19 protein-coding genes and 2 pseudogenes are annotated in these 21,805 nt (G+C 69.1%); 16 read left to right on the top strand and 5 right to left on the bottom strand.

What is annotated here, in order from left to right; translation table 11 throughout:
* The 3 genes and pseudogenes from CVV76_RS24880 to CVV76_RS01900 all read left to right on the top strand — a co-directional run.
* A pseudogene (locus CVV76_RS24880) lies at window positions 1–864 on the top strand (hypothetical protein); the annotation flags it as partial.
* 35 nt (window positions 865–899) lie between these two features.
* Entirely contained in the window at window positions 900–1,460 is a 561-nt protein-coding gene (locus CVV76_RS01905) for a TadE/TadG family type IV pilus assembly protein (RefSeq protein WP_233192664.1), read from the top strand.
* Window positions 1,461–1,463: 3 nt separating this feature from the next.
* Window positions 1,464–2,045 carry a TadE/TadG family type IV pilus assembly protein gene (locus tag CVV76_RS01900; RefSeq protein ID WP_102222909.1) on the top strand — a complete coding sequence of 194 codons (582 nt, stop codon included), beginning with the start codon at window positions 1,464–1,466 and terminating at the stop codon, window positions 2,043–2,045.
* Window positions 2,046–2,191: 146 nt separating this feature from the next.
* Here the strand turns inward: CVV76_RS01900 and CVV76_RS01895 are convergent, their stop codons facing one another.
* The gene (locus CVV76_RS01895) at window positions 2,192–3,028 is read right to left on the bottom strand and encodes a hypothetical protein (protein ID WP_146010227.1); all 837 of its coding nucleotides are present in this window, start codon (window positions 3,026–3,028) and stop codon (window positions 2,192–2,194) included.
* 216 nt (window positions 3,029–3,244) lie between these two features.
* On the opposite strand from CVV76_RS01895, the gene CVV76_RS01890 reads away from it, so the two are divergent.
* Together CVV76_RS01890 and CVV76_RS01885 are read left to right on the top strand one after the other, a co-directional pair.
* Window positions 3,245–4,204 carry a WD40 repeat domain-containing protein gene (locus tag CVV76_RS01890; RefSeq protein WP_102222907.1) on the top strand — a complete coding sequence of 320 codons (960 nt, stop codon included), beginning with the start codon at window positions 3,245–3,247 and terminating at the stop codon, window positions 4,202–4,204.
* A 46-nt stretch (window positions 4,205–4,250) separates the two neighbouring features.
* Window positions 4,251–5,095, top strand: a pseudogene (locus tag CVV76_RS01885) (fumarylacetoacetate hydrolase family protein).
* A gap of 25 nt (window positions 5,096–5,120) precedes the next feature.
* Here the strand turns inward: CVV76_RS01885 and CVV76_RS01880 are convergent.
* Entirely contained in the window at window positions 5,121–5,993 is an 873-nt protein-coding gene (locus tag CVV76_RS01880; RefSeq protein ID WP_102222906.1) for an oxidoreductase, read from the bottom strand.
* Window positions 5,994–6,093: 100 nt separating this feature from the next.
* Between CVV76_RS01880 and CVV76_RS01875 the strand changes: the two genes are divergently transcribed.
* On the top strand, window positions 6,094–7,011 hold the full coding sequence (locus tag CVV76_RS01875) for a LysR family transcriptional regulator (protein WP_102222905.1): 918 nt from the start codon (window positions 6,094–6,096) through the stop codon (window positions 7,009–7,011).
* 96 nt (window positions 7,012–7,107) lie between these two features.
* On the opposite strand, the gene CVV76_RS01870 is transcribed toward CVV76_RS01875, so the two are convergent.
* Window positions 7,108–7,938 carry an alpha/beta fold hydrolase gene (locus tag CVV76_RS01870; protein WP_102222904.1) on the bottom strand — a complete coding sequence of 277 codons (831 nt, stop codon included), beginning with the start codon at window positions 7,936–7,938 and terminating at the stop codon, window positions 7,108–7,110.
* A gap of 205 nt (window positions 7,939–8,143) precedes the next feature.
* On the opposite strand from CVV76_RS01870, the gene CVV76_RS01865 reads away from it, so the two are divergent.
* Window positions 8,144–9,124, top strand: coding sequence for a GlxA family transcriptional regulator (locus CVV76_RS01865; protein WP_102222903.1), 981 nt, complete (start codon window positions 8,144–8,146; stop codon window positions 9,122–9,124).
* 125 nt (window positions 9,125–9,249) lie between these two features.
* Here CVV76_RS01865 and CVV76_RS01860 read toward each other — a convergent pair whose 3' ends face one another.
* Window positions 9,250–10,116 (bottom strand): LysR substrate-binding domain-containing protein, encoded by an 867-nt coding sequence (locus CVV76_RS01860; RefSeq protein WP_102222902.1) that lies wholly within the window; start codon window positions 10,114–10,116, stop codon window positions 9,250–9,252.
* Between the two features lie 101 nt (window positions 10,117–10,217).
* Between CVV76_RS01860 and CVV76_RS01855 the strand changes: the two genes are divergently transcribed.
* The 9 genes from CVV76_RS01855 to CVV76_RS01815 all read left to right on the top strand — a co-directional run bounded on the left by CVV76_RS01855 (window position 10,218) and on the right by CVV76_RS01815 (window position 20,150).
* Window positions 10,218–11,402, top strand: a complete 1,185-nt coding sequence (locus CVV76_RS01855; RefSeq protein WP_102222901.1) for a 2-aminoethylphosphonate--pyruvate transaminase — start codon at window positions 10,218–10,220, stop codon at window positions 11,400–11,402.
* 23 nt (window positions 11,403–11,425) lie between these two features.
* Window positions 11,426–12,217: a phosphonoacetaldehyde hydrolase gene (gene phnX, locus CVV76_RS01850; RefSeq protein WP_102222900.1), complete on the top strand. Its 792-nt coding sequence runs from the start codon at window positions 11,426–11,428 to the stop codon at window positions 12,215–12,217.
* A complete protein-coding gene (pbfA, locus tag CVV76_RS01845; protein ID WP_102222899.1) occupies window positions 12,214–13,563 on the top strand; it encodes a (R)-1-hydroxy-2-aminoethylphosphonate ammonia-lyase in 1,350 nt (449 codons plus the stop codon). Before phnX ends, pbfA begins: the two co-directional genes overlap by 4 nt.
* Window positions 13,560–14,582, top strand: coding sequence for an NAD(P)-dependent oxidoreductase (locus CVV76_RS01840; protein WP_102222898.1), 1,023 nt, complete (start codon window positions 13,560–13,562; stop codon window positions 14,580–14,582). Before pbfA ends, CVV76_RS01840 begins: the two co-directional genes overlap by 4 nt.
* A 207-nt stretch (window positions 14,583–14,789) precedes the next feature.
* The gene (locus CVV76_RS01835; protein ID WP_102222897.1) at window positions 14,790–15,815 is read left to right on the top strand and encodes a 2-aminoethylphosphonate ABC transporter substrate-binding protein; all 1,026 of its coding nucleotides are present in this window, start codon (window positions 14,790–14,792) and stop codon (window positions 15,813–15,815) included.
* Window positions 15,815–17,077 (top strand): ABC transporter ATP-binding protein, encoded by a 1,263-nt coding sequence (locus CVV76_RS01830; protein ID WP_102222896.1) that lies wholly within the window; start codon window positions 15,815–15,817, stop codon window positions 17,075–17,077. The genes CVV76_RS01835 and CVV76_RS01830 overlap by 1 nt, the downstream gene beginning before the upstream one ends.
* Window positions 17,070–17,972: a 2-aminoethylphosphonate ABC transporter permease subunit gene (locus tag CVV76_RS01825; protein WP_102222895.1), complete on the top strand. Its 903-nt coding sequence runs from the start codon at window positions 17,070–17,072 to the stop codon at window positions 17,970–17,972. Before CVV76_RS01830 ends, CVV76_RS01825 begins: the two co-directional genes overlap by 8 nt.
* Window positions 17,956–18,774, top strand: a complete 819-nt coding sequence (locus CVV76_RS01820; protein ID WP_102222894.1) for an ABC transporter permease — start codon at window positions 17,956–17,958, stop codon at window positions 18,772–18,774. The genes CVV76_RS01825 and CVV76_RS01820 overlap by 17 nt, the downstream gene beginning before the upstream one ends.
* A gap of 347 nt (window positions 18,775–19,121) precedes the next feature.
* On the top strand, window positions 19,122–20,150 hold the full coding sequence (locus CVV76_RS01815; RefSeq protein ID WP_199178462.1) for a hypothetical protein: 1,029 nt from the start codon (window positions 19,122–19,124) through the stop codon (window positions 20,148–20,150).
* 144 nt (window positions 20,151–20,294) lie between these two features.
* On the opposite strand, the gene CVV76_RS01810 is transcribed toward CVV76_RS01815, so the two are convergent.
* Window positions 20,295–21,662, bottom strand: coding sequence for an MFS transporter (locus CVV76_RS01810; protein WP_102222893.1), 1,368 nt, complete (start codon window positions 21,660–21,662; stop codon window positions 20,295–20,297).
* Between the last annotated feature and the right edge of the window lie 143 nt (window positions 21,663–21,805).

Genomic DNA, 21,805 nt, shown 5'->3' with positions numbered 1-21,805 from the left:
ACGCTCGACAGCATGATCGACGGGCTCAAGGCCGGCGGCAACACCTCGATCGACGTCGGCATGAAATGGGGCGTGGCGCTGCTCGATCCCGCGGCGCAGCCGATCGTCAGCGACATGATCAACAAGGGAGAGCTTCCCTCCAACTTCGCGGGGCGCCCCTACGCCTATGACGACACCGACTCGATGAAGGTCGTTGTGGTGATGACCGACGGCTCCAACACCCAGCGCGCCGAAATCAACCCGAGCTACGCCTCGGGCAACTCCCCGCTCTACTCGGCAAGCGGCGACAGCAATGACTTTTCGCTCTACGATGCGAGCAAGAACCAGTATTACTGGACCTGGGACAAGAACTGGCACGATACGCCCTATCAGGGCGGCGCGGTCTACGGCCAGAAATGCACCACGACCTACAGCGGCGGCTGGGGCTGGGGCCATTACGGCGGCACCCAGACCACGACCTGCTCCGACCTCACCGTGTCGAGCCAGGTCGGGACCGCCTCGCAGATGAGCTGGGCCGACGTCTGGGACAAGATGTCGGTGACCTACTACACCAACATCATCTACAGATACGCCTACAGCAGCAGCGCGGCGAACTCGCTCTACAACTCTATTGTCGACTGGCGGACGGCGCAGGGCATCAGCTCGGACACTCAGGACAGTCAGCTCCTTGATGTCTGCACCGCGGCCAAGAACAATTACGTCACGATCTACTCGATCGGGTTCATGGCCGATGACGCGGGCAAGTCGGTGCTCAAGGACTGCGCCACCAAGACAAGCTACTTCTACGACGTCCAGAACCTCGACATCGCGACCGCTTTCGCCTCGATCGCCAACTCGATCAACAAGCTGAGGCTGACCCAATGAGCGCGCGCGCCAAGTTTCCGCCGGCAAGGTTTCCCTTGGCCGGGGCCCGTGTGGCACTGGCCAGGCGTCTGGGCCGCGCCCGCGCCTGGTTCGCCCGCGAGGACGGCGTCGCGAGCGTCGAGTTCGTGCTGGTGCTGCCGGTCCTCTTCGTGCTGTTCCTCTCCTCGGTCGAGGCGGGCTTCCTGCAGCTGCGCTACGTCATGCTCGAGCGTGGCCTCGACATGACCGTGCGCGAACTGCGGCTGGGCGAGATCAGCTCCCCCACCCATGACAAGGTGAAGGACGAGATCTGCCGCCTGGCGACGGTGATCCCGGATTGCGTCAACTCGCTGATGGTAGAGCTCAAGCCCGTCGACACCTCGACCTGGACCGGCCTCGACGCAAGCGCGACCTGCATCGACCGCAGCGAGCCGATCGCCACGCAGCAGCCGCCGAACTTCGACCCGGGCACCGACGACGACCTGATGATCATCCGCGCCTGTGCGGTGTTCGACCCGCTGTTCCCAACCACCGGTCTGGGGCTGCAACTCACCAAGGACGCGACCGGGGCCTACAAGCTCGTCGCCGCCTCCGCCTTCGTCAACGAGCCGAGCTGAGCCATGGACAAGAACATGCAGGCCCATCCGCTGCTGCGCCCGTTCAAGCGTTTCGCGCGGGACGAACGCGGCACCATCCTCGTCGAGACCATCATCTTCCTGCCGGTCCTGATCTGGGCCTACCTCGGCATGTACGTGTATTTCGACGCCTTCTCGGCCCGCAACACCGGGCAGCGCGCGACCTATACGGTCGCCGACCTGATCTCGCGCCAGACCAACACGCTGACACCCACCGACATCGAGGGGATGAACAAGATCTTCGACTTCATCACCAATGCCGATGCACGCGGCTCGACCACCCGCATCCGGGTGACCGACGTGCAGTACAACTACACGACCGACCTGTACGAGGTGGTCTGGTCCAGCGCCACGCGCACCGGCACCGCGATGACCGACGACGATGTCAACAAGCTGGCGGACAGCCTGCCGAAACCGGCACAGGGCGATACCGAGATCGTGGTCGAAAGCTGGGCCACCTACACGCCGGCCTTCGACACGATCGGCGTAAGCGACCAGACCTTCCACGATTTCGTGGTGGCCCGACCGCGGATGTCACCGCAGGTCTCCTTCGACGCATCCTCCTGACGCGGGGCCGGCGGGCCGAAGCTGGGGAGGATGCCGGCAGGCCGAAGCTCCCCCCCCGTGGGGCGAGGCCTTCGCGGCAGCCACCGCAAAGGCCCCGCAGATGCGGCCGTGACCCGGACCATCACCTGCCCGCAGGGCGCGTCGTGTCAGTTCTGCGGCATCATCGCCGGGGCCGGGTGGGCCGTCAGGATCTCGCAACTCTTGAACCTCTCGGGCCGGCACAGGGGCTTGGCGCTGAAATTGCCGCTGATCTTCGCCCATTCCACATAGGCGCCGCTGCGGTTCATGTTGCCGCCGCCGAAGAACCAGGCATTGACCGTGTTGAAGCGCGGATCGACATAGGAACTCTCCATCTGGAATTCCAGCTGGTAGGCGTATCTCCCCTGCGTCAGGGTGCCCTGCCCCTTGCCCTTGAGAAGGATTTCCCCCTTTTCGTTGCGACTGATGGTGCCGGTCACCGGGACCGCGCCCTCGGGGCTGTCGAAGCTCTTGCGCGAGAACCGGAAATCCTGCAACGAGCCGTTGAAGGTCTTGCCCTCATTGCCAACTGCAAAGACGAAATTCGCCGTGAACTCTCCGGTATTGTTGAACTGACCCCGGACCGGCGAAGAATAGATCGCCCCTCGCGGATCTTCGCCCGCGCCGCATCCCGCCAACAGAAACGTTGCCGCCAGAGCGGCGGCAAGACAGAAAATACGAAACATCTTAAACTCCAATATCGCACCCTCCAACGTCTGAAGGGGACTGAGAATCTGTACATGATGCCTCAATCCCGGGCTTGCATCAATTCTTGTGCCACCGGGCGTGTCGGACCTCTTTCCCTTGTCGCGGCAGGGCGCGACAGGCCGGGCCCCAAGATGAACCGGGCTGCCACGGGATCGTTTCGGCAAGCTGCCCGCATGGTCGCCGCGGGCATAGCCGCCGTGGGGCGCATGGCCATGCCCAAAGCTTGGCAGGACTTTTCGAGCGGATCGAAAAGCCATCGTCCTGCGGCGCGGATCTGTAAAAAATACATTTATTTACAATATATTATAAAAATTCCGACTCCCAAACCCACGGCATCACACATGGCGGCGCCCCGTCGCCCGGAGTGATTTCCCTCCCCCCGCCTCATGGCAAATTTTGGTGATTGAACGCCTCGCCCGGCCCGGCGTTCCTCCTCTGATCCACCGATGACAACAGAAGGACAGGAGAGCCGGATGATCGAGAATACCACGGGCTTCGGACTGATCGCGGTCGAGAAGAAGGCCGGCCGTGTGGTCTTTCTGGACCCCGCCACCCTCGGCTGTACCGCAGCGATCACGGACCTGCCGCCCAAGCCGCACGAATTGCTGATCCCGCCGCTCTCGGGCAAGGCCTATGTGCCGATCTTCGGCGACGGCATCCATGGCGACAATCCCCATCCCCAGAGCACCATCGCCGTGATCGACCTTGCCGCGCAGTCGCTGCGGACGTTGATCGATATCGCCCCCTACAAGGCGCCCCACACCGTACGGCAGGGCAGCAACGGCCTGATCTATTGCTGCTGCGAGGCCAGTGCCGCCGTGGTGGTGATCGACCCCGCCTCCGACGAGATGGTCGGTGCCATCGACATCGGATCGACCAAGGTTCACCGCCTCGCTACCGTGCCGGGCCGCGACCGGCTGGTCACCGAAGCCGAGGAGGACGGCCTTCTGAGCCTTGTCCGGATCGAAGGGTCCGCGGGCCAGGTCATCAAGGAGCTGTCCCTCGAGGGCGGGACGAACGGCATCGCCGCCGCCCCGACCCGACCCTGGATCGTGGCGACCGCCGGTGACCGGCCCGAGCTGCACGTCGTCGACCGAGACGACCTTGGCCACGTCCGCACGCTGCCGTTGCCCGGGCACACCCAAAAAGGCCAGATCGCCCGCTATCGGCCGGATGGCGCGATCCTCGCGGTCATCGGGAATTTCGACCCGGTGGCAAGCTTGTACGACGCGGACCTCAACCACCTCTTCACCGCCGAGGTGCAGGACAAGCCGCTCGACGGCGCCTTCTCGCCCGATGGCCGGCTGTTCCTCGTGGCCAACGAAGACAGCGATACCACCTCGGTGATCGACCTGACGACGGGGCGGACCCGCGCCCATGTCCCGGTCGATTCCGGGTTCGAGGTGCTGGCCTATTACCCGCTGGCGTCGTGACGGGCGGCATCCTGCCAGCCGCCGAACCGAACCAAGGAGAGACACAATGAAACTGTTGCGACATGGCCCCGCGATCATGAACGGCCGGGCATGATCGACGCCGACGGCACGATCCGCCATCCCACCGGCCTCGTACCCGATATCGCCGGCGCTGTCCTGTCGGAGGCAGGTCTGGCCATGCTGCGCGGCCTCGACCCTGCGATGCTGCCGGAAGTGGCGCACGGCACGCGGCTTGGCGCCCCGGTTGGAGGGATCGGGAAATACGTCTGCATCGGCATGAACTATGCCGATCACGTCGCACAGGCCGGGATCGAGACGCCGAAAGAACCGCCGGTCTTCATGAAGCTCACCTCGGCGATCTCGGGGCCGAACGATCCGATCGTGCTGCCCCGCGGTGCCGACCAGATCGACTGGGAGGTCGAGCTTGCGGTGATCATCCGGGCCCGCGCCAGCGACGTCCGGCCCGGGACGGCGCTGGATCACGTCGCGGGATACGCGGTCACAAACGACGTGTCCGAGCGCCGCTTTCAGAACGCGCGGGGCGGCGAGATGACCAAGGGCAAGAGCGCCGACACCTTCGCCCCGCTCGGCCCCTGGCTCGTGACCCGCGACGAGGTGCCCGACCCGCAGAACCTGTCACTGTGGCTGACGCTTGACGGCGCCGAGATGCAGAACGGCTCCAACCGCACGATGATCTTCCCGGTGGCCGAGGTGGTGGCGCACCTGTCGCAGTTCATGACGCTTGAACCGGGGGACGTGATCGCGACCGGGACCCCGCCCGGCGTCGGGATGCGCCGGACCCCGCCGCGCTGCCTGAAGCTCGGTGAGGTCGTCGCGCTGGGGGTCGAGGGGCTGGGGCAGCTGCGGCTTGACGTGGTGGCCCGCGCCTGAGCCACCACTCCCCCCAAGCGCAGGGTCAGAGCGCGTCCAGCGCCGCACTCTGTTCGGCGGTGAAGGTCAGGGAGGCTGCATCGACATTCTCGCGCAGATGGCTGCGGCTGGAGGTGCCGGGAATGACCAGGATATTCGGGCTGCGCGCCAGCAGCCAGGCCAGCGCCACCTTCTGCGGGCTGGTCCCTACCCCCTTTGCGACCGCGTCCAGCGTCGCCGATTGCAGCGGGCTGAATCCCCCCAGCGGGAAGTAGGGAACATAGGCGATCCCGTCCGCCGCCAGCGCGTCGATCAGCGCATCATCCTCGCGGTGGGCAAGGTTGTATTGGTTCTGGACGCAGACCACCGGGGCGATGTCGCGCGCGGTGCGGACCTGTTCGGGGCTGACGGTGCTGATGCCGATATGGCCGATCAGACCCTCCTCCTGCAGCGCGCGCATGGTCCGCATCGGCGTGGCGATGTCGTCCTCGGGGCCGCCCATGCGCAGGTTGACGATGTCCATCCGGTCACGGCCGAGACGGGTGAGGTTGTCCTCGACCGACTGGCGCAGGAAGGCGTCGTCGCGCTGCAGGTTCCACGCGCCGGCCTCATCGCGCCAGGCGCCGACCTTGGTCACCAGCACCAGGTCGTCCGGATAGGGATGCAGCGCCTCGCGGATGATCTCGTTCGTGACATGGGGGCCGTAGAAGTCGCTGGTGTCGATGTGGTCGATGTGGTCGATGTGGTCGATGCCCAGCGAAACCGCCTCGCGCAGGACGGCAAGGGCCTCATCGCGGTCCTTCGGGGGGCCCATCACGTGCGGCCCGGCCAGCTGCATGGCGCCATAGCCCATGCGGTTCACGCTCAGGTCGGTCCCGGGAAAGGTGAAACGGCCGGCGGCAGAGGCTTGGGGGGTCATGTCGGATCTCCTTCGTTGTTGCCCGGAAGTTGGGTTGCCCGGAAGATGGCGCGGCATTCTCCGTTTGAGAATATATGTCAATCCGAATAGGCTGATCGGCATGTCGAACAATCTTGACGATCTCGGTGTCTTCGTCGCGGTGGTGCGGGCCGGTGGCTTCCGCAGTGCGGCGCGAACGCTCGGCCTGTCCCCGGCCACGGTGAGCGAGACCATCGCGCGGCTCGAGGCACGGCTGGACGCCCGTCTTCTGACCCGTACCACCCGCAGCGTCACGCCGACCGAGGCCGGGCGGGAGCTTGCCCGGCGGATCGCCCCATTGCTGTCGGAGGCCGCGGATGCCCTCGACGCCGTCCGCAGCCAGAGCGGCGACCTGCGCGGACGACTCGCGCTGAACGTGCCCGGCGCGGTGATGGTCGACATCCTTCCGCCGCTGATCGAGGAGTTCATGGCCCTCCACCCCGGCGTGACGGTGGAGATCATGGTCGACGACCGCATGGTCGACGCGGTCGCCGCGGAATGCGATGCCGGCATCCGCTATGGCGAGGCGCTGGCACAGGACATGATCGCCATCCCCCTGGGCCCGCGGCGGCAGCAGGCGGCGCTGGCCGCCGCGCCCGCCTACCTTGCGCGGATGGGAATGCCGGCCCATCCGCGCGACCTTCTGCACCACGACTGCCTGCGCGGCCGCTTCACCAGCGGCGCCCTGATCCCGTGGGAGTTCGAGCGCGGCGACGAGACGATCACCCTCGACGTCGCGGCCCGGCTGACCATCGGCACCAACGGCTCCGCCGCGCTGATCGGCCACGCGGTGTCAGGGCTGGGCCTGTGCCTGATCTTCCGCAACTGGCTCGAGCCGCATTTCGCCAGCGGCGCCCTCGTCCCGGTGCTGCCGGACTGGTGGCCGGCGTTCGAGGGGCCATATCTGTATTTCCATGGCCGCCGCCCGCCGCCGCCACTGCGCGCCTTCGTCGACTTTCTGCGCGGCAAGACGCGAGAGGCGGCGCCCACCCCCGGCTGAGTGCCGTCGCTTCGGACCGTCAGGCCAACGGGAAGGGCCCGCACCGGCAATCTGCCAGTGCGAGCCCATTGTCTCCGGCACCCGAAGGCCCGACCCTCAGCCCTCGATGAAGGCAAGGATGTCGGGGTTGATGATCTCGGGGTGGGTCGCGAACATGCCGTGCGACAGGCCCGGATAGGTCTTGAGCGTGCCGTTCGGCAAAAGGTCGATCGCCTTGAGCGCCGAATCCGCAAGCGGCACCACCTGGTCGTCCTCGCCGTGCATCACCAGCACCGGCTGGGTGATCGCCTCGAGATCCGCGGTGAAGTCGGTTTCCGAGAACGCCGCGATGCAGTCGTAATGCGCCTTCGCGCTGCCCGTCATGCCCTGGCGCCACCAATTGCGGATCAGCCCCTCGTTGACCTCGGCCCCCGCGCGGTTGAAGCCGTAGAACGGCCCAGAAGGCACATCGAGGAAGAATTGCGACCGGTTCGCCGCCAGCGCCGCGCGGAAGCCGTCGAACACCTCCATCGGCAGGCCCTCGGGGTTGGCCTCGGTCCGGAGCATGATCGGCGGCACCGCGCCAAGCGTGACGACCTTGGCAACACGGCCCTGCGTGGCGCGGGCGGCATAGCGCACCGCCTCGCCGCCACCGGTGGAATGACCCACATGCACCGCGTTCCTCAGGTCGAGCGCCTCGGCCAGCTCCGCCACGTCGGCGACATAGGTGTCCATGTCGTTGCCGGTGTCAGTCTGGTCCGATCGGCCGTGGCCGCGGCGATCATGGGCGATGACGCGGTAGCCCTTCGACAGGAAGAAGAGCATCTGGTTGTCCCAGTCGTCGCCGCTAAGCGGCCAGCCGTGGTGAAAGACGACGGGCTGCGCGTCGCGGGGGCCCCAATCCTTGTAGAAGATGCGGGTGCCGTCCTTGGTGGTGATACTTGCCATGATGCGGGCTCCTTGGATGAGAGGTGACGTTCCTGCGCCGTCACGGGGCGGGCAGATGGCGCGGCCGCGCCACCGGCGCGTGACCCGGCCGTTCCGCGATCCTTGCCGCGGGCCCCTTGCCGTTTCGACATGGACAGAGATAGCCGCCGCCCCTATCTGGGGGAGGAGGCGGAACTGACACCTTTCGGTCAAAAACGGACAGATCATGGAAACGCCCTCCCCCATCGCCGAGATCGGCCTGCTGATCTATCCCGATTGCCAGCTTGCGGCGGTCTACGGGCTGACGGATCTGTTCCGCATCGCGGGGGACCGGACGTCGCAGGAGGTCGCCGCCGGCGCGGAACGCGAGATCCGCGTGTCACACTGGCAGGTCGGGGCGCCGGGCGACGAGGTTGCCTGCGTCTGGGACAGCCACCCAGGCACGCCGCATCGCCTGTCCTATGCCATAGCGCCGCCCAGCATCATCATGCCCGACCGGATGGCCCCGATGCGGGCCGCCGCTGACTGGATGAAGGATCGCCACGCCGGGGGAACCACGGTCTGCTCGATCTGCGCCGGGGCCTTCGTCCTGGCCGAAAGCGGGTTGATCGACGGCCGGCAGGCGACAACGCACTGGGCCTTCGCCGCGCAGCTGACTCGCCGCTTCCCCGAGATCGAGGTGATCGAGGAACGCATGCTGGTCGACGAGGGCGACATCATCACCGCCGGCGGCATCCTCGCTTGGACCGACCTCGGCCTGACGCTGGTCGAGCGGCTTCTTGGGGCAAGCACCATGCTGGCGACGGCGCGCTTCCTGCTGGTCGATCCTCCGCGCCGCCAGCAGCAGCCCTTCGCCCGGTTCATCCCGCGCTTCGACCACGGCGACGACAAGGTGCTGCGGGCCCAGCAGTTCATGCATGCCCATGCCCGCGAGGCGCAGAGCGTCGCCGCCCTCGCGGCACAGGCGGGCATGTCGGAGCGAACCTTCCTGCGCCGTTTCGGCAAGGCCACGGGGCTGCGTCCGAAGGATTACCTGCAGCAGGTCCGCCTTGCCAAGGCGCGCGAGGCACTCGAACGGACGGGCCAGCCCGTCGACCAGATCGCCTGGCAGATCGGCTATCAGGACCCGGCCGCGTTCCGAAAGGCGTTCCTGAAACAGACCGGTCTCTCCCCCGGCACCTACCGTCGGCGTTTCGGCATTGCCTGACCACCCGCAGTGGCCCCCAGGCGACCACCAGGGCCGCGCACCGCGATGTCCTGGCGGATCGGATCGTCGCGCACCGGCAGGGGCCGGAGGAGCCCCGAGGTCAGCGCGGCTTCGACAAGGGGGTCTCAGCCGCCGGGACGCCGGGCCTCGTGCAGGAAGGCGCGGATCAGCGGCAGGTCGCGGCGCATGCCGAGGTTGATCAGGCTTTCCGTCATCTCCAGCGCCGGATCGTCCAGCCGGTGACGCAGGATCCTGGGATCGTGGCCGATCTCGGCCTCGGAGATGAAGCCCACGCCCAGCCCCGAGGCCACCACCTCGCGCATCGCCTCGCGCCCCGCGACCTCCAGCGCCGGGCGCAGCGTCACGCCCGCCCGGCGGGCCGCGGCCTCGACCCGCTGGCGGGTCTGCGATCCGCGCTCGCGCAGGACGACGGGGTGACGGGCGATCTCGGCGAAGGCCGGGCGCGCGGGCACCCCGCCTGCGAACCCCTCGCCCGTAATCGCGACGATCGGCGCCGCGCCGAGGCTGAGGATGTCGAGATCCGCCATCGGCTCCAGGCTTCCCAGCACGCCGAATTCCACGTCGTAGGCCCTGAGTGCCTGCAACACCTGCGCCGAGTTGCCAGCCTGCACCTCGACCCGTACCCCGGGATGCCGCCGCCGGAAGGCCGAGAGCACGGGCACGATGTGGATCGCGCTGTCGGCCATGATCCGCAGGTGCCCCTGAAGCGCCGCGCGCGAGCGGCTGAGATGCTGGCCGATCTCGTCCTCGACATCGAAGAACCGCTTGGTCAGCCGGAACAGGGCCTCGCCCGCGCCGGTCAACTGCACCCGTCGCCCGTCGCGGCGGAACAGCAGCACGTCATAGGCCTGTTCCAGCGCGCGCACCTGATCGGACAGCGTGGGCTGGCTCTGCCCGCAGGCCTCGGCCGCACGGGAAAACCCGCCGTGCAGCGCGACCTGATGAAAGGCCCGGATCTGGGTGTAGCGCATCTTCCATAGGTCCAGTCTATGATTGGATCGGAACTGCGGATTTTACAGATACCCCGCCCCGGATCAATGCTGCGGATGTTCCGACCTGCCGAGGATCAGTGATGAGCACCGACGCCTTCCCCCGCCCGCAGCCGGGAGAGCCCTTTCTCCTTACCCCCGGGCCGCTGACGACGGCGCCCGAGGTCAAGGCCGCGATGCAGCGCGACTGGGGCAGCTGGGACGGCGACTTCCGCGCCATGACCCGGGCGCTGCGATCGGGCGTTCTGGCACTGCTGGGGCCCGGCGGCGAAGACTATGACTGCGTACCGATGCAGGGCTCCGGCTCCTACCTCGTCGAGGCGATGATCGGCACCTTCCTGCCGCGCGACGGCAAGCTGCTGGTGCTGGCGAACGGCGCCTACGGCCTGCGCGCGGCCGAGGCGACGCGACGGATCGGCCGCGCGGTGCGGGTTCTCGACAAGGGCGACTACCAACCCCCGCGCGGCGAGGAAGTGGCGCGGATCCTGGCCGGGGATCCCGCGATCACCCATGTCCTCGCGATTCATTGCGAGACCAGCTCGGGCATCCTCAACCCGGTGGCCGAGATCGCGGCGGCGGTGGCGCAGGCGGGCCGGAAGCTTCTGATCGACAGCATGTCGGCCTTCGGCGCCCTGCCGCTTGAGCCCGCGGCCCTTGAGTGCGAGGCCTTCGTCTCCTCGGCCAACAAGTGCATCGAGGGGGTGCCGGGGTTCGGCTTCGTCGTGGCGCGGCGGGATGCGCTTGGCGCGGCCGGCGGGCGTGCGCATTCGCTCTCGCTCGACGCCCATGCGCAATGGGCGGCGATGGAAAAGACCGGCCAGTGGCGGTTCACCCCACCCACCCATACCGTCGCGGCCTTCCTGACGGCGCTGGAGATGCATGCGGCTGAAGGCGGCGTCGCCGGGCGCGGCGCGCGCTACACGGATAACCGCGACACCCTCGTCGCGGGGATGCGGGCGCTCGGGTTCGAGACCCTGCTGCCCGATCGCTGGCTCTCGCCCATCATCGTCACCTTCTTCTGCCCGGAGGATCCGCGCTTCGACTTCCCCCACTTCTACGACGCGATGAAGACGCGGGGCTTCATCCTCTACCCGGGCAAGCTCACCGTGGTCGACAGCTTCCGCATCGGCTGCATCGGGCGTCTGGACGCGGGGGTCATGCGTGCCGTGACCGAGGCCGCGCGTGAGACGCTGGCCGGGATGGGCGTCACCAGCGCCGCCCCGCCCGCCGCGGCCCTGGCGGAACGCCGCCGCGCCGAAACCCTTTGATCCGCAGGAAGGACCCTCCGCCGATGAAACGCTTCAAAGCTGCCGTGTTCGACTGGGCCGGCACCATGATCGACTATGGCTCGTTCGCACCGATGGGGGCATTTCAGCGCGCCTTCGCCGAGGTCGGCCTCGACGTGACGATTGCCGAGGCCCGCGCACCCATGGGCAAGCCGAAATGGGACCATGTGCACGCCATGCTCACCGCGCCCCGCATCGCGGCGCAATGGCAGGCGCTGCACGGCCATGCGCCGACCGATGCCGATGTCGACCGGGTCTACGCCGTCTTCGTGCCGATGAACGAGGCGGTGGCGGCCGATTACGCCACCCTCGTCCCGGGCGCCCTTGAGGCGGTGAACGAGCTGCGCGCGATGGGGCTCAAGATCGGCTCCACCACCGGCTATGTCCGCTCCATCATGGCACGCGTGCTGCCTGTCGCGGCGGCGCAAGGCTATTCGCCCGACAACCTCGTCTGTGCCGACGACCTGCCCGAGGGGCGGCCCGGACCGCTGGGGATGTACAAGTGCATGGTCGACCTCGCGGTCTATCCGCCCGCGGCCATCGTCAAGGTGGACGACACCGAGCCCGGCATTGCCGAGGGCGTGGCGGCGGGCTGCCTGACCGTGGGGGTCGCGCTGTCGGGCAACGCCGTGGGCCTGACCCCGGAGGAGGTCGCCGCCCTGCCCGAGGCCGAGCGCGCGGCGCGGCGCGACGCGGCCGCGCGGATCCTCTTCGATGCCGGGGCCGATCACGTGATCGACACGGTGGCCGACTTGCCCGCCCTCCTGCGCCGGCTGGACCGGGACGGGGCGGCATGAGCTTGCGCCCCCATACCGAGGGCGAGGCCAACACCTCGGCCGCCCGCGCGGCCTATGCCGCAGGTCACGCCCACCCGGCCGAGGCCGACCTTCTGCGCCGCGACGCGGGCGCCTTCCTGCACCAGAGCCTGTCGAGCCCCTGCGTCGCCACCATCGCCCGGGCCGAGGGCATCTGGATCGAGGATCTGGCGGGACGGCGCTACATGGATTTCCACGGCAATTCTGTCCATCACATCGGCTATGGCCACCCCCGGCTGATCGCCGCGATCAAGGATCAGCTCGACACCCTTTCGTTCGCGCCGCGCCGCTTCAGCTGCGAACCCGCCGTCGCGCTGGCCGAGGCGCTGGCGGCCCGCGCGCCCGGTGACCTTGGCAAGGTGCTGTTCACGACCGGCGGCTCGGACGCCGTCGAGGTCGCGCTGAAGCTTGCCCGCGCCGCCACCGGCCGCTTCAAGACCCTGTCGTTCTGGGACGCCTTCCACGGCGCGGGCTTCGGCGCCGCCGGCGTGGGCGGCGAGGCGACCTTCCGCTCCGGCATCGCCGGGCCGCTGGTGCCCGGCGCCGAGCATGTCGCGCCCTGGGCCCCGCGCGATTGCCCCTATGGCACCGACAGTCTCGAGGCTTCGGCCCGGGCCTGCGCGAAGATGATCGACTACGTGCTGGGCCGCGATGGCGATTATGCCGCTTTCATCGCCGAACCCATGCGCGCGACACCGCTGGTCCCCGCCCCCGGGTTCTGGGCCGAGGTGCGCGCAGCCTGCGACCGGCACGGCACCCTGCTGATCTTCGACGAGATCCCCACGGGCCTTGGGAAGACCGGCCGCTTCTTCAGCCACGAGCACGACGGCGTGGTGCCGGACATCCTCGTCCTCGGCAAGGCACTGGGCGGCGGCGTCCTGCCCATCGCCGCGGCCATCGCGCGCCGCGACCTCGACGTCGCGGGCGATTACGCGATCGGGCATTATACCCACGAGAAGAACCCCGTCACCGCCCGCGCCGCGCTTACCACCCTGCAGATCATCGACGACGAGGACCTCGTCGCGCGCGCGGCCGAGCTGGGCGCCCATGCGATGGACCGCCTCGGCGCGCTCTCGGCCTGCCCGCTGGTGGGCGGCATCCGCGGCCGGGGGCTGATGATCGGGGTCGAGATCGTCACGCCCGACGGCATGGCCGACCCGGCGACGGCCGAGCGGATCTACTACCGCTGCCTTGCCGAGGGGCTGAGCTTCAAGGTCAGCGCCGGCAACATCCTGACGCTCTCGCCGCCGCTGGTGATCGCGCGGGCCGATCTTGACCGCGCGCTCGACATCGTGACGGCGGCGGTCCAGGCGGAGGCCACGCCATGACCCGCCCGCTGATCGTGCGCACCGACCGCGAGCTCGAGGTGCCCGGCCTCGACGCCGCGTTGCGCGAACGGGGCGATCTGGTGCTGCTGCCCGACGGCATAACCGAAGCGGCGCTTGCCGAGGCCGTGGCCGGGGCCGACCTTCTGCTGATGTGCTACACGCCGGTGACCGCGCGGGTGATCGCGGCGGCGCCCCGGCTGCGCGGGATCGTCAAGTACGGTGTGGGCATCGACGCGATCGACATTCCCGCGGCCATCGCTCGCGGCATCCCGGTGGTCAACATCCCCGAATATGCCGAGGCGACGGTGGCCGAGGGCGCGATCACATTGGCGCTTTCGCTCCTCAAGCGACTGCCCGAGGTCGCGGGCGGGATGCAGCGCGACGGCTGGCTCTGGCCCGAGACACGCCTTCTCGGGCGCGATCTGGCGGGGGCCTGCGTCGGCGTGGTCGGCTGCGGCCGGATCGGGCGGCATTTCGCGGGGATCGCGGCGGCGGGCTTCGGCGCCAGGGTGCTGGGCTACGACCCGCAAGTCGATGCGGCGACCCTGGCGAACCACGGGATCGAGAAGACCGACAGCCTGCACGATCTGCTGTCCGCCGCCGATGTCGTCAGCCTTCACGCCACGCTCGGCCCCGGCAGCCGCGCGCTGATCGGCCGGGAGGAGCTTGCCTGCCTCGGGCCCGGTGCCATCCTCGTCAACACCGCGCGCGGCGCGCTGATCGACGAGGCCGCCCTGGTCGAGACGGTGCTGGCCGGCCGGATCGGCGGCGTCGCGCTCGACGTCTACGGGCAGGAGCCGCTGGCCCATGCGGGCCACCCGCTTTCGCCCCTCTTCGGGCGGGACGAGGTGATCCTGTTCCCGCATCTGACCTTCTTCACACACGAGGCGCAGGCCCGTCTGGAGGCCGACACCCTCGCCCGCTGCGAAGAGATCCTCGGTGGCCTGCCGGTCACCGTCCGATCACATGACCCACGGCTTCGGGCGCAGGGAAAGGGCGTCGTCTTCCCGCCCGGCTGACCCCGCCGGGGCAGGTCGGACACGGCATTTCGGACGACAGTACCCCGGGGGCGGACGCCCGCCGGGGCGCACCCCTTGCTCCCATAAAAAATAGATCAAAAACAATGACTTACTATACTTAAGATAGGTATTTCTTCGCAGAATCGTCATGCAGGATGGGTAGTGTTCCGGGCATCGAAACCCCGCCCCTTGGAAGGATAGGCGAACATGAACTCCTCAACGCTTTTCGGCGCGGCGGTGCTCGCGCTTCTCGCGGGTCCGGCCCTTGCCGCCGACCAGGTCGTGACGATCTACAGCGCCGACGGCCTGCATGACGGTCACCCGAACTGGTTCCAGACAGAATTCGATGCCTTCACCAAGAAGACCGGCATCAAGGTGCAATATGTCGAGGGCGGCTCGGGGGTCGTCGTCCAGCGCGTGGCGCAGGAAAAGGCCAATCCGCAGGCCGACGTGCTGGTGACGCTGCCGCCGTTCATGCAGAAGGCCGCCGGCGCGGGCCTCCTGCAAGCCTACAAATCACCCGAGGCCGCGCAGATCCCGGCCTCCGACAAGGACCCGGGCAATCTCTTCAACCCGATGGTCAACAACTACATGAACTTCATCTACAACACCAAGGTCCTCGCCGCGGCGCCGAAGACCTGGGACGACCTGCTGGCGGCCAATTTCAAGGGCAAGCTGCAGTATTCGACCCCGGGCCAGGCTGGCGACGGCACCGCGGTGATGCTGGAGGCGGTCCATGCCATGGGCGGTGCCGACGCGGGCTTCGGCTATCTTCGCAAGTTGCAGGCCAACAACGTGGGACCCTCCTCCTCCACCGGCAAGCTGACCGCGCTGGTGAACAAGGGAGAGCTTTACGTGGCCAACGGCGATCTGCAGATGAACATGGCCCAGACCGCCCGCAACCCCAACATCCGCCCGTTCTGGCCCGCCAATGCCAAGGGCGAGCGGTCAACCTTCGCCCTGCCTTATTACGTCGCGCTGGTCAAAGGCGCGCCGCATGGCGAGAACGGCAAGAAGCTGATCGATTTCCTGCTCTCGAAAGCGGCGCAGTCCAAGGTCTCGACGATCGCCTACGGCCTGCCGGTGCGGGCGGACGTGAAACCCACCGACGCGCATTACAAGACCATGCACAAGCTGATGCAGGGCGTGACGGTCTGGCACCCCGACTGGGACGCGGTCGCCAAGGACCTCGACGCAAATGTCGCACGCTGGCAGCAGGCCACCGGCAACTGATGCCCGCGGTTCCAGACACCACGGGGGAGGGCGCCGTCGCGGCGCCCCCTTCCCTGTCCGTTTCCCCATCCCCGTCCCCGCAAGGGCCCGAGGGGCAGCGCATCCATTTCGAGGATGTCTCGGTCCGCTACGGCGCCGTCACGGTGCTGTCCGACTTCACCCTGACCGTCGAACCCGGCGAGATCGTGGCCCTTCTCGGCCCCTCGGGGTCGGGCAAGACCACGGCGCTGCGCGCGGTCGCAGGCTTCGTTGCGCCGACCTCGGGGCGGGTGTTCATCGGACAGCGCGACGTGACCGGCATCGCGCCGAACGCGCGCAACATCGGCATGGTGGTCCAGAACTATGCCCTCTTCCCGCACATGAGCGTGGCCGAGAACGTGGCCTTCGGCCTGCGGGCGCGCCGGGCCGAGCGGGGGCTGGTGGCGCGCCGGGTGGCGGAAAGCCTTGCCCTCGTGGGGATGGAGGCCTTCGCCGGCCGGATGCCGCGGGCGCTGTCGGGCGGCCAGCAGCAGCGCGTCGCGATCGCGCGGGCGCTGGCGATCCGCCCCTCGGTACTGCTGCTGGATGAGCCGCTCTCGGCGCTCGACGCCCAGATCCGCCGCCAGATGGTCGAGGAGATCGGCCGCCTGCACCGCGAGATCCCCGACCTTACCATCCTCTACGTCACCCATGACCAGCACGAGGCGCTGACGCTGGCCGACCGGATCGCGATCATGCGCGATGGAAAGCTGGCCGCACTCGACACCGCGCGCGCGCTTTACCGCCGCCCGCCGAACCGGTTCTCGGCCGAATTCCTCGGCCGCGCGAACGTGCTGGAAGGCCGGGTGAGCGCGCTGTCCGACGACGGCACGATGGCGGAGCTGGAGATCGGCGCGCTGCGGATGCGCGGCGCGAACCCGCACGGTCTGCCCGCCGGTGCACGCGCGCTGATCGGATTGCGACCGCACCATCTGACGCAGGCGCTCCCGCACGCGGGCCCGGGGACGTCGGGCGCCGCGGACGGGGCCGTGCGGATCGAGGGCCGGATCACCCATGTCGACTGGCAGGGCGCCTCCGAGACGCTGACCCTCGCGCTTGGCCCGACGTCGGGCGGCACGACGTCGGGGGGCACAGCTTCGGGGGCCGCGTCTGACCCCGCCACCGCCGAAATCCGCTGCACCGCGCCCCCGGCGGCCGAGCCGCACCGGATCGGCGCCACGATCACGCTGCATTACGACCCGCAGGACGCGACCGTCCTCCCGCACGAGGCGACCGATGGCTGACGCGACAACGCGCCCCCTGCCCCACCCCCACCGAACCCTGCGCCATACCCTGCGCGCCGCCCTGCCGGGATCGGCCTGGGTCGTGCTGCCGCTCGCGCTGTCGGCGCTGGTGTTTCTCTACCCGCTCGCTCTGGTGCTGCACGAGGCGCTGACCGGGGGCGGCGCGGGACTGGATACGGGCCCGGCGCTGCGGGTTCTGGGCGCGCATATCTTCCGCACGGCCCTGACCAACACGCTGCGGATCGCGCTCGCCTCGACCCTCGGCTGCCTCGTGATCGGCTTCGCCCTGGCGGTGGTGCTGAGCTACGTGCCCTTCCCGGGCCGGTCCCTCGCGCTGCGGCTGATCGAAACCTTCATCGCGCTGCCCACCTTCCTCGTCACCCTCGCCTTCACCTTCCTCTACGGCTCCGCCGGGATCGTGAACGAGACCCTGATGCAGGCGACTGGGGCCGCGCTGCCGCCGCTCGACTTCCTCTACAGCTCATGGGGTGTGATCCTGGCCGAGGTCACGGTCTACACGCCCTTCGTGCTGCGGCCGCTGATGGCCGCGTTCTCGACCCTCGACCGGGCGCAGATCGAGGTGGCTGCCTCTCTCGGGGCGCGCGCCCCGATGATCGTGCGGCGGATCCTGCTGCCGGCGGCCCTGCCGGCGCTGATGGCGGGCGGGTCACTGTGCCTGCTGCTCACGGTGAACGAGTTCGGCATCGTTCTGTTCATCGGCGCGAAGGGGGTGATCACGCTACCGCTGCTGGTGTATTCCAAGGCGATCCAGGAATTCGATTATCCCACCGCCTGCGTGGTCGCCAGCGCGAACCTCGTGCTGTCGGTCGGGCTTTACGCCCTCTATCGCGCGATGGTGGGCAGGATGGGGGGCGGTCATGCTGATCTGGTCTAGAGCGGGCCGCGCGGCAGTACTTGGGGTCACCGCGCTGGTCGTCCTCGTCCTTTACGCGGCCCCCCTCGCGATCATCGTGCTGGCGGCCTTCGCGGGGCAGTGGAACGGAGTCTGGCCAAGCCAGATGGGCCTGGGGAACTTCACCGCCGTCTTCCAGGGTGCCCCGGGCGAGGCGGTCTGGGCAAGCCTTGTCACCGGCCTTGCCGCCAGCGCGGTGGCGCTGGTCTCGGGCACCGCCGCGGCGCTGGCGCTGCGTGGCGGGCGGGGTATCGGGCGACGGGCCCTCGACCTCCTGTTCTTCCTGCCGAGCGCCGTGCCCTCGGTCTCGGTCGGGCTGGCGCTGCTGGTGGCCTTCAGCCGGCCGCCGGTGCTTTTGAACGGCACCGCGCTGATCGTCGTCATCGCGCATTTCGTCATCGTCTCGGCCTTTGCCTTCGGGGCGGTCAGTGCCGGGCTGATGCAACTTCCCCGCGACGTGGAGCAGATGGCCGAAAGCCTTGGCGCCTCGGCGGGTTACCGGCTGCGCCGGGTCACCCTGCCACTGCTGCTGCCCTATCTCGCCGCCGCGTTCGGGCTGAGCGTCGCGCTGTCGATGGGCGAGCTCGGGGCGACGTCGATGCTCTATCCGCCGGGATGGGTGACGATGCCGGTGTCGATCTTCGCGCTCACCGACCGGGGCGACGTGTTCGAGGGGTCGGCCCTGACCGTGATCCTCATCGCCGCCACCCTCGTACATCTGGCGCTGGTGCAACTCGCGACGCGCGGTGGCAGAGCCGGGGGCCGCCGGAGCGGCACGGCGTGACCTGGCCGTCTTCCTGAACCGCCGTGCCTCTTGGGCCCCGCGGAACGCGCTAAGGTGTCGAGTGGCCGAGGACCGTCGCAACTTGGCGGCCATTCGTTGCCCGCGCTCGGACCGACAACAGGAGCGCCGCTGCTGTCGCCAAGGATAGACCGGCCGCTCTGGCTCTTCCCCGGCCGAGCGGGATTTGCCGTTCACCGCGCCGGGCAGCGCCCCCGGGATCGCCCCCGGGATAAGCGCGATATGGGCCCGCGCCGGTCCCGGGATCCGCAAGGGCGTTGCGGGATCGGCCCCATCCGTTACTCTGGGTGCAGAGCCACCCACCGCCCGACCACATGACGGGAGCCCGGATGACACGCCCCCTGCCGCTTTTCTCCCCCCGATCTCCCGCGCCCCGAAGGGCGCGGCGGCGTACCCTGGCCGCGCTGGCCCTTCTTCTTGGCGCAGGCCCCCTGCCCGCCGCGGCCGCGAGCGGAGAGATCGAGGTGCCGGCCTGGCTGCGCCCCCATGTCGGTGACGGGGCGGGACAGATTGCGCCGGTGGTGCTGGCCCGGGCCCGCGCGCTGCATGCGCGCAAGCTGCGGTCGGGCGAGACGCGCAATCCCTGCTACATGGCGATGGACGCGACGCGGCCCGGCTATACCCCCGCAGGCCGGCCCAACCCGCGGTTCTACATCCTGTGCGAGGCCCGCCACGCCTTCCGCGCGGTGTCGGCAGGGCATGGCAGCGGCCGCGACCTCGGCGCCGCCGATTTCTCCAACGGGCGGCGGTGCGCGGCGAATTTCGGCAATGCCTCGGGGTCGAACCTCACCACCGGCGGCGATTACCTGACCGCCGAGACCCATACCACCTTCAAGGGCTATTACCCCGAGAGCGACGGCCAGCTTGCCGCCCTGACCCGCGCCTTCGTGCAATTCGACGGCGAGGGGGCGACGGCGAATGCCCGCGCGCGTCAGATCGGCGGCCATGCGGCGGTGCTGGTGCGCGCCGCCTGCCGCATGAAGGACGCGGCCAGCCCCTATGCCAATGACGAAGGTTACGTGCCCGTCGGCCGGCTGGTGACCTACGCGCAGGGCCGCAGCAACGGCTGCACGAGCTGGACGCCCGAGGATGCGCGGGCGATCGTCGCCCTCGTGCACCAGGATCCCGCGACGCTCTACATCTACCCGGCCGCGGCCGATATCGCGGCAGTGCGGCGGTGGGTGTCGGCGGGGGCGCCCCGGGGGCCCCGCGCGCCCTACTGGAACGCCTCGTGCCTGCACGAGATCGGGGCGCCGCGGTTCTGGTCGCAGGCGGAGCTTGGCCCGGTGATCGCGGGCTTCGCGCAAGACCATCCGCCCCGCCCCTACCGCCCGTTGCCGATCTGCGCCAGCCGCTGAGCCTCCGGCACCTCCACCGCGGCAACAGGTTGGGCGGGGTCGGCCCCGACGCGCATGGACCGCGACCGTCGCCGGAAAAGACCCCGGCCGGGCACGCGCTGCAGATGACCGGCCGGCGCGGGGCAGAACTCGGGCCGGAGCCCGTCAGCAGGTCTCGGGGTGGTGCCCCCCTGCGGCACGACGCGAAGGCTCGGCCATGGTCGCCCTGCCACGGCGCCCACGGCCGCCCTTGCCGCGGCCGCGGGGCGGGCGGCCGGTGCCGTTCAGGCGATAGCGTGCGGCATAGCCGAGGGTCGTCAGCCCCAGCGCGATCAATACCGCCGAGAAGATATAGAAGGCATTGGCGAGCCCCACCGCGTCGGTGAGGATGCCGAAGCTGACCGTCGGCACGGCGTTCGACAGGTAACCGACAGTGTAGAAACGCGAAATCCGGCTGGCCCGCCGGTCCGGGTCGGTCGTGGCACTGGCCAGCGACAGGCCGCCGACGAAGGCCGCGCCATAGGCAAAGCCGCAGAACGGCATAGCGAACACCAGCACCGCACCGTGCGCGCCGGGCGCCGCCAGCACCAGCGTCACCTGCGCCAGCACGATCCCCAGCGCCCCCCAGCCGACCGTTCTCAGACCGGAATACCGGCCGCATACCGCCTGCCCGAGGCCCGCGAAAAGCTGGAACAGCGCGGGGATCAGGCCCGCCACGCTGGCCGAGGCCAGCCTGTAGACCTCAAGCCCAAGGTTGGCCCCCACCGCCATCAGCACCGATCCGATCATCCAGGCGATGGTGATCGCAAGGCAGCTCAGCACAAAGAGACCGGGCAGCGCGGAGTCGGAGGCCGCTTCAGAAGCGGCATCGGGGCGGGCTTCGCTTCTGTCGTCGGCAGTCCCCTCGGCAGCCCCCTCGGCAGCCCTGCCCGCCGGCGCATCGCGCCCGGCGATCTCGTCGGCCCCGGGCCAGCGCGACAGCAGGAGCCCGAGGAAGGCCGCAAGCGCAATCACCGCGATCACCAGGAACGGCGTCACCGTCGGCGCAAGGTTCAGCGCCAGCGCCGCCGACGTGATCAGCGGCCCCGAGGCGGCCCCGCCGGTGAAGGCCAGCGTCGCCAGCGTCGCGGCCAGCCGGCGCCCGGCGGCGGGCGCCAGCTCGACCAGCGCGGTCGAGGCCACCCCGGCGACGACCCCGGTCCCCGCGCCGTTGAGGAACCGCCCGAGGAACAGCGTCCATTCCACCGACGAGACCGCGAACAGCATCGTCCCCGCCGCGGTCAGCGCGAGGCCGACCATCAGGATGCGGCACCGGTCACCAAAGTAGCGCATGATCCGCGGCACCACCGCCAGCGCACCCAGCGTGCCGATGGCGTAGACCGCGAAGATCGCCGTCGCCATGAAATGCGACAGGCCGAACCGGTCGATGTAGATCGGGTATAGCGGGCTGGGGGCCGTGCTGCCGAGCAGCGCGGAAAAGAGCGCCAGCGCACTGGCGAAACGGGCAAGTAGATATCGGGGGAGCGCAGTCATGGCCTCGCCTGGTTCCGGTTCAGCCGCGCGCACCCCTCCTCCGGTGTCCGGCACTTGGTTGTCATGTCTCGCGCCGGGGAACCGCCCGCCGCCCTTTCCCGCGCCCGGCCCCGCCCGGGAGGACCGGGCGCGGCGGGGGCGCT

Origin of the sequence: Acidimangrovimonas sediminis, from assembly GCF_002871005.1 — a bacterium.
GTDB lineage: Bacteria > Pseudomonadota > Alphaproteobacteria > Rhodobacterales > Rhodobacteraceae > Acidimangrovimonas > Acidimangrovimonas sediminis.
Note: the sequence above shows the minus strand (reverse complement) of the source record. Positions and strands in the feature narration are given on the sequence as shown.

Excerpts from the sequence above, each read along its gene's own strand:
- CVV76_RS01895 (WP_146010227.1), bottom strand. The coding sequence starts at position 3,028 with ATGGCTTTTCGATCCGCTCGAAAAGTCCTGCCAAGCTTTGGGCATGGC.
- CVV76_RS01810 (WP_102222893.1), bottom strand. The coding sequence starts at position 21,662 with ATGACTGCGCTCCCCCGATATCTACTTGCCCGTTTCGCCAGTGCGCTG.
- CVV76_RS01880 (WP_102222906.1), bottom strand. The coding sequence starts at position 5,993 with ATGACCCCCCAAGCCTCTGCCGCCGGCCGTTTCACCTTTCCCGGGACC.
- CVV76_RS01830 (WP_102222896.1), top strand. The coding sequence starts at position 15,815 with ATGCCCGCGGTTCCAGACACCACGGGGGAGGGCGCCGTCGCGGCGCCC.
- CVV76_RS01890 (WP_102222907.1), top strand. The coding sequence starts at position 3,245 with ATGATCGAGAATACCACGGGCTTCGGACTGATCGCGGTCGAGAAGAAG.
- CVV76_RS01900 (WP_102222909.1), top strand. The coding sequence starts at position 1,464 with ATGGACAAGAACATGCAGGCCCATCCGCTGCTGCGCCCGTTCAAGCGT.
- CVV76_RS01855 (WP_102222901.1), top strand. The coding sequence starts at position 10,218 with ATGAGCACCGACGCCTTCCCCCGCCCGCAGCCGGGAGAGCCCTTTCTC.
- CVV76_RS01840 (WP_102222898.1), top strand. The coding sequence starts at position 13,560 with ATGACCCGCCCGCTGATCGTGCGCACCGACCGCGAGCTCGAGGTGCCC.
- CVV76_RS01820 (WP_102222894.1), top strand. The coding sequence starts at position 17,956 with ATGCTGATCTGGTCTAGAGCGGGCCGCGCGGCAGTACTTGGGGTCACC.
- CVV76_RS01865 (WP_102222903.1), top strand. The coding sequence starts at position 8,144 with ATGGAAACGCCCTCCCCCATCGCCGAGATCGGCCTGCTGATCTATCCC.
- CVV76_RS01870 (WP_102222904.1), bottom strand. The coding sequence starts at position 7,938 with ATGGCAAGTATCACCACCAAGGACGGCACCCGCATCTTCTACAAGGAT.
- CVV76_RS01825 (WP_102222895.1), top strand. The coding sequence starts at position 17,070 with ATGGCTGACGCGACAACGCGCCCCCTGCCCCACCCCCACCGAACCCTG.
- CVV76_RS01875 (WP_102222905.1), top strand. The coding sequence starts at position 6,094 with ATGTCGAACAATCTTGACGATCTCGGTGTCTTCGTCGCGGTGGTGCGG.
- phnX (WP_102222900.1), top strand. The coding sequence starts at position 11,426 with ATGAAACGCTTCAAAGCTGCCGTGTTCGACTGGGCCGGCACCATGATC.
- CVV76_RS01815 (WP_199178462.1), top strand. The coding sequence starts at position 19,122 with ATGACACGCCCCCTGCCGCTTTTCTCCCCCCGATCTCCCGCGCCCCGA.
- CVV76_RS01835 (WP_102222897.1), top strand. The coding sequence starts at position 14,790 with ATGAACTCCTCAACGCTTTTCGGCGCGGCGGTGCTCGCGCTTCTCGCG.
- pbfA (WP_102222899.1), top strand. The coding sequence starts at position 12,214 with ATGAGCTTGCGCCCCCATACCGAGGGCGAGGCCAACACCTCGGCCGCC.
- CVV76_RS01860 (WP_102222902.1), bottom strand. The coding sequence starts at position 10,116 with ATGCGCTACACCCAGATCCGGGCCTTTCATCAGGTCGCGCTGCACGGC.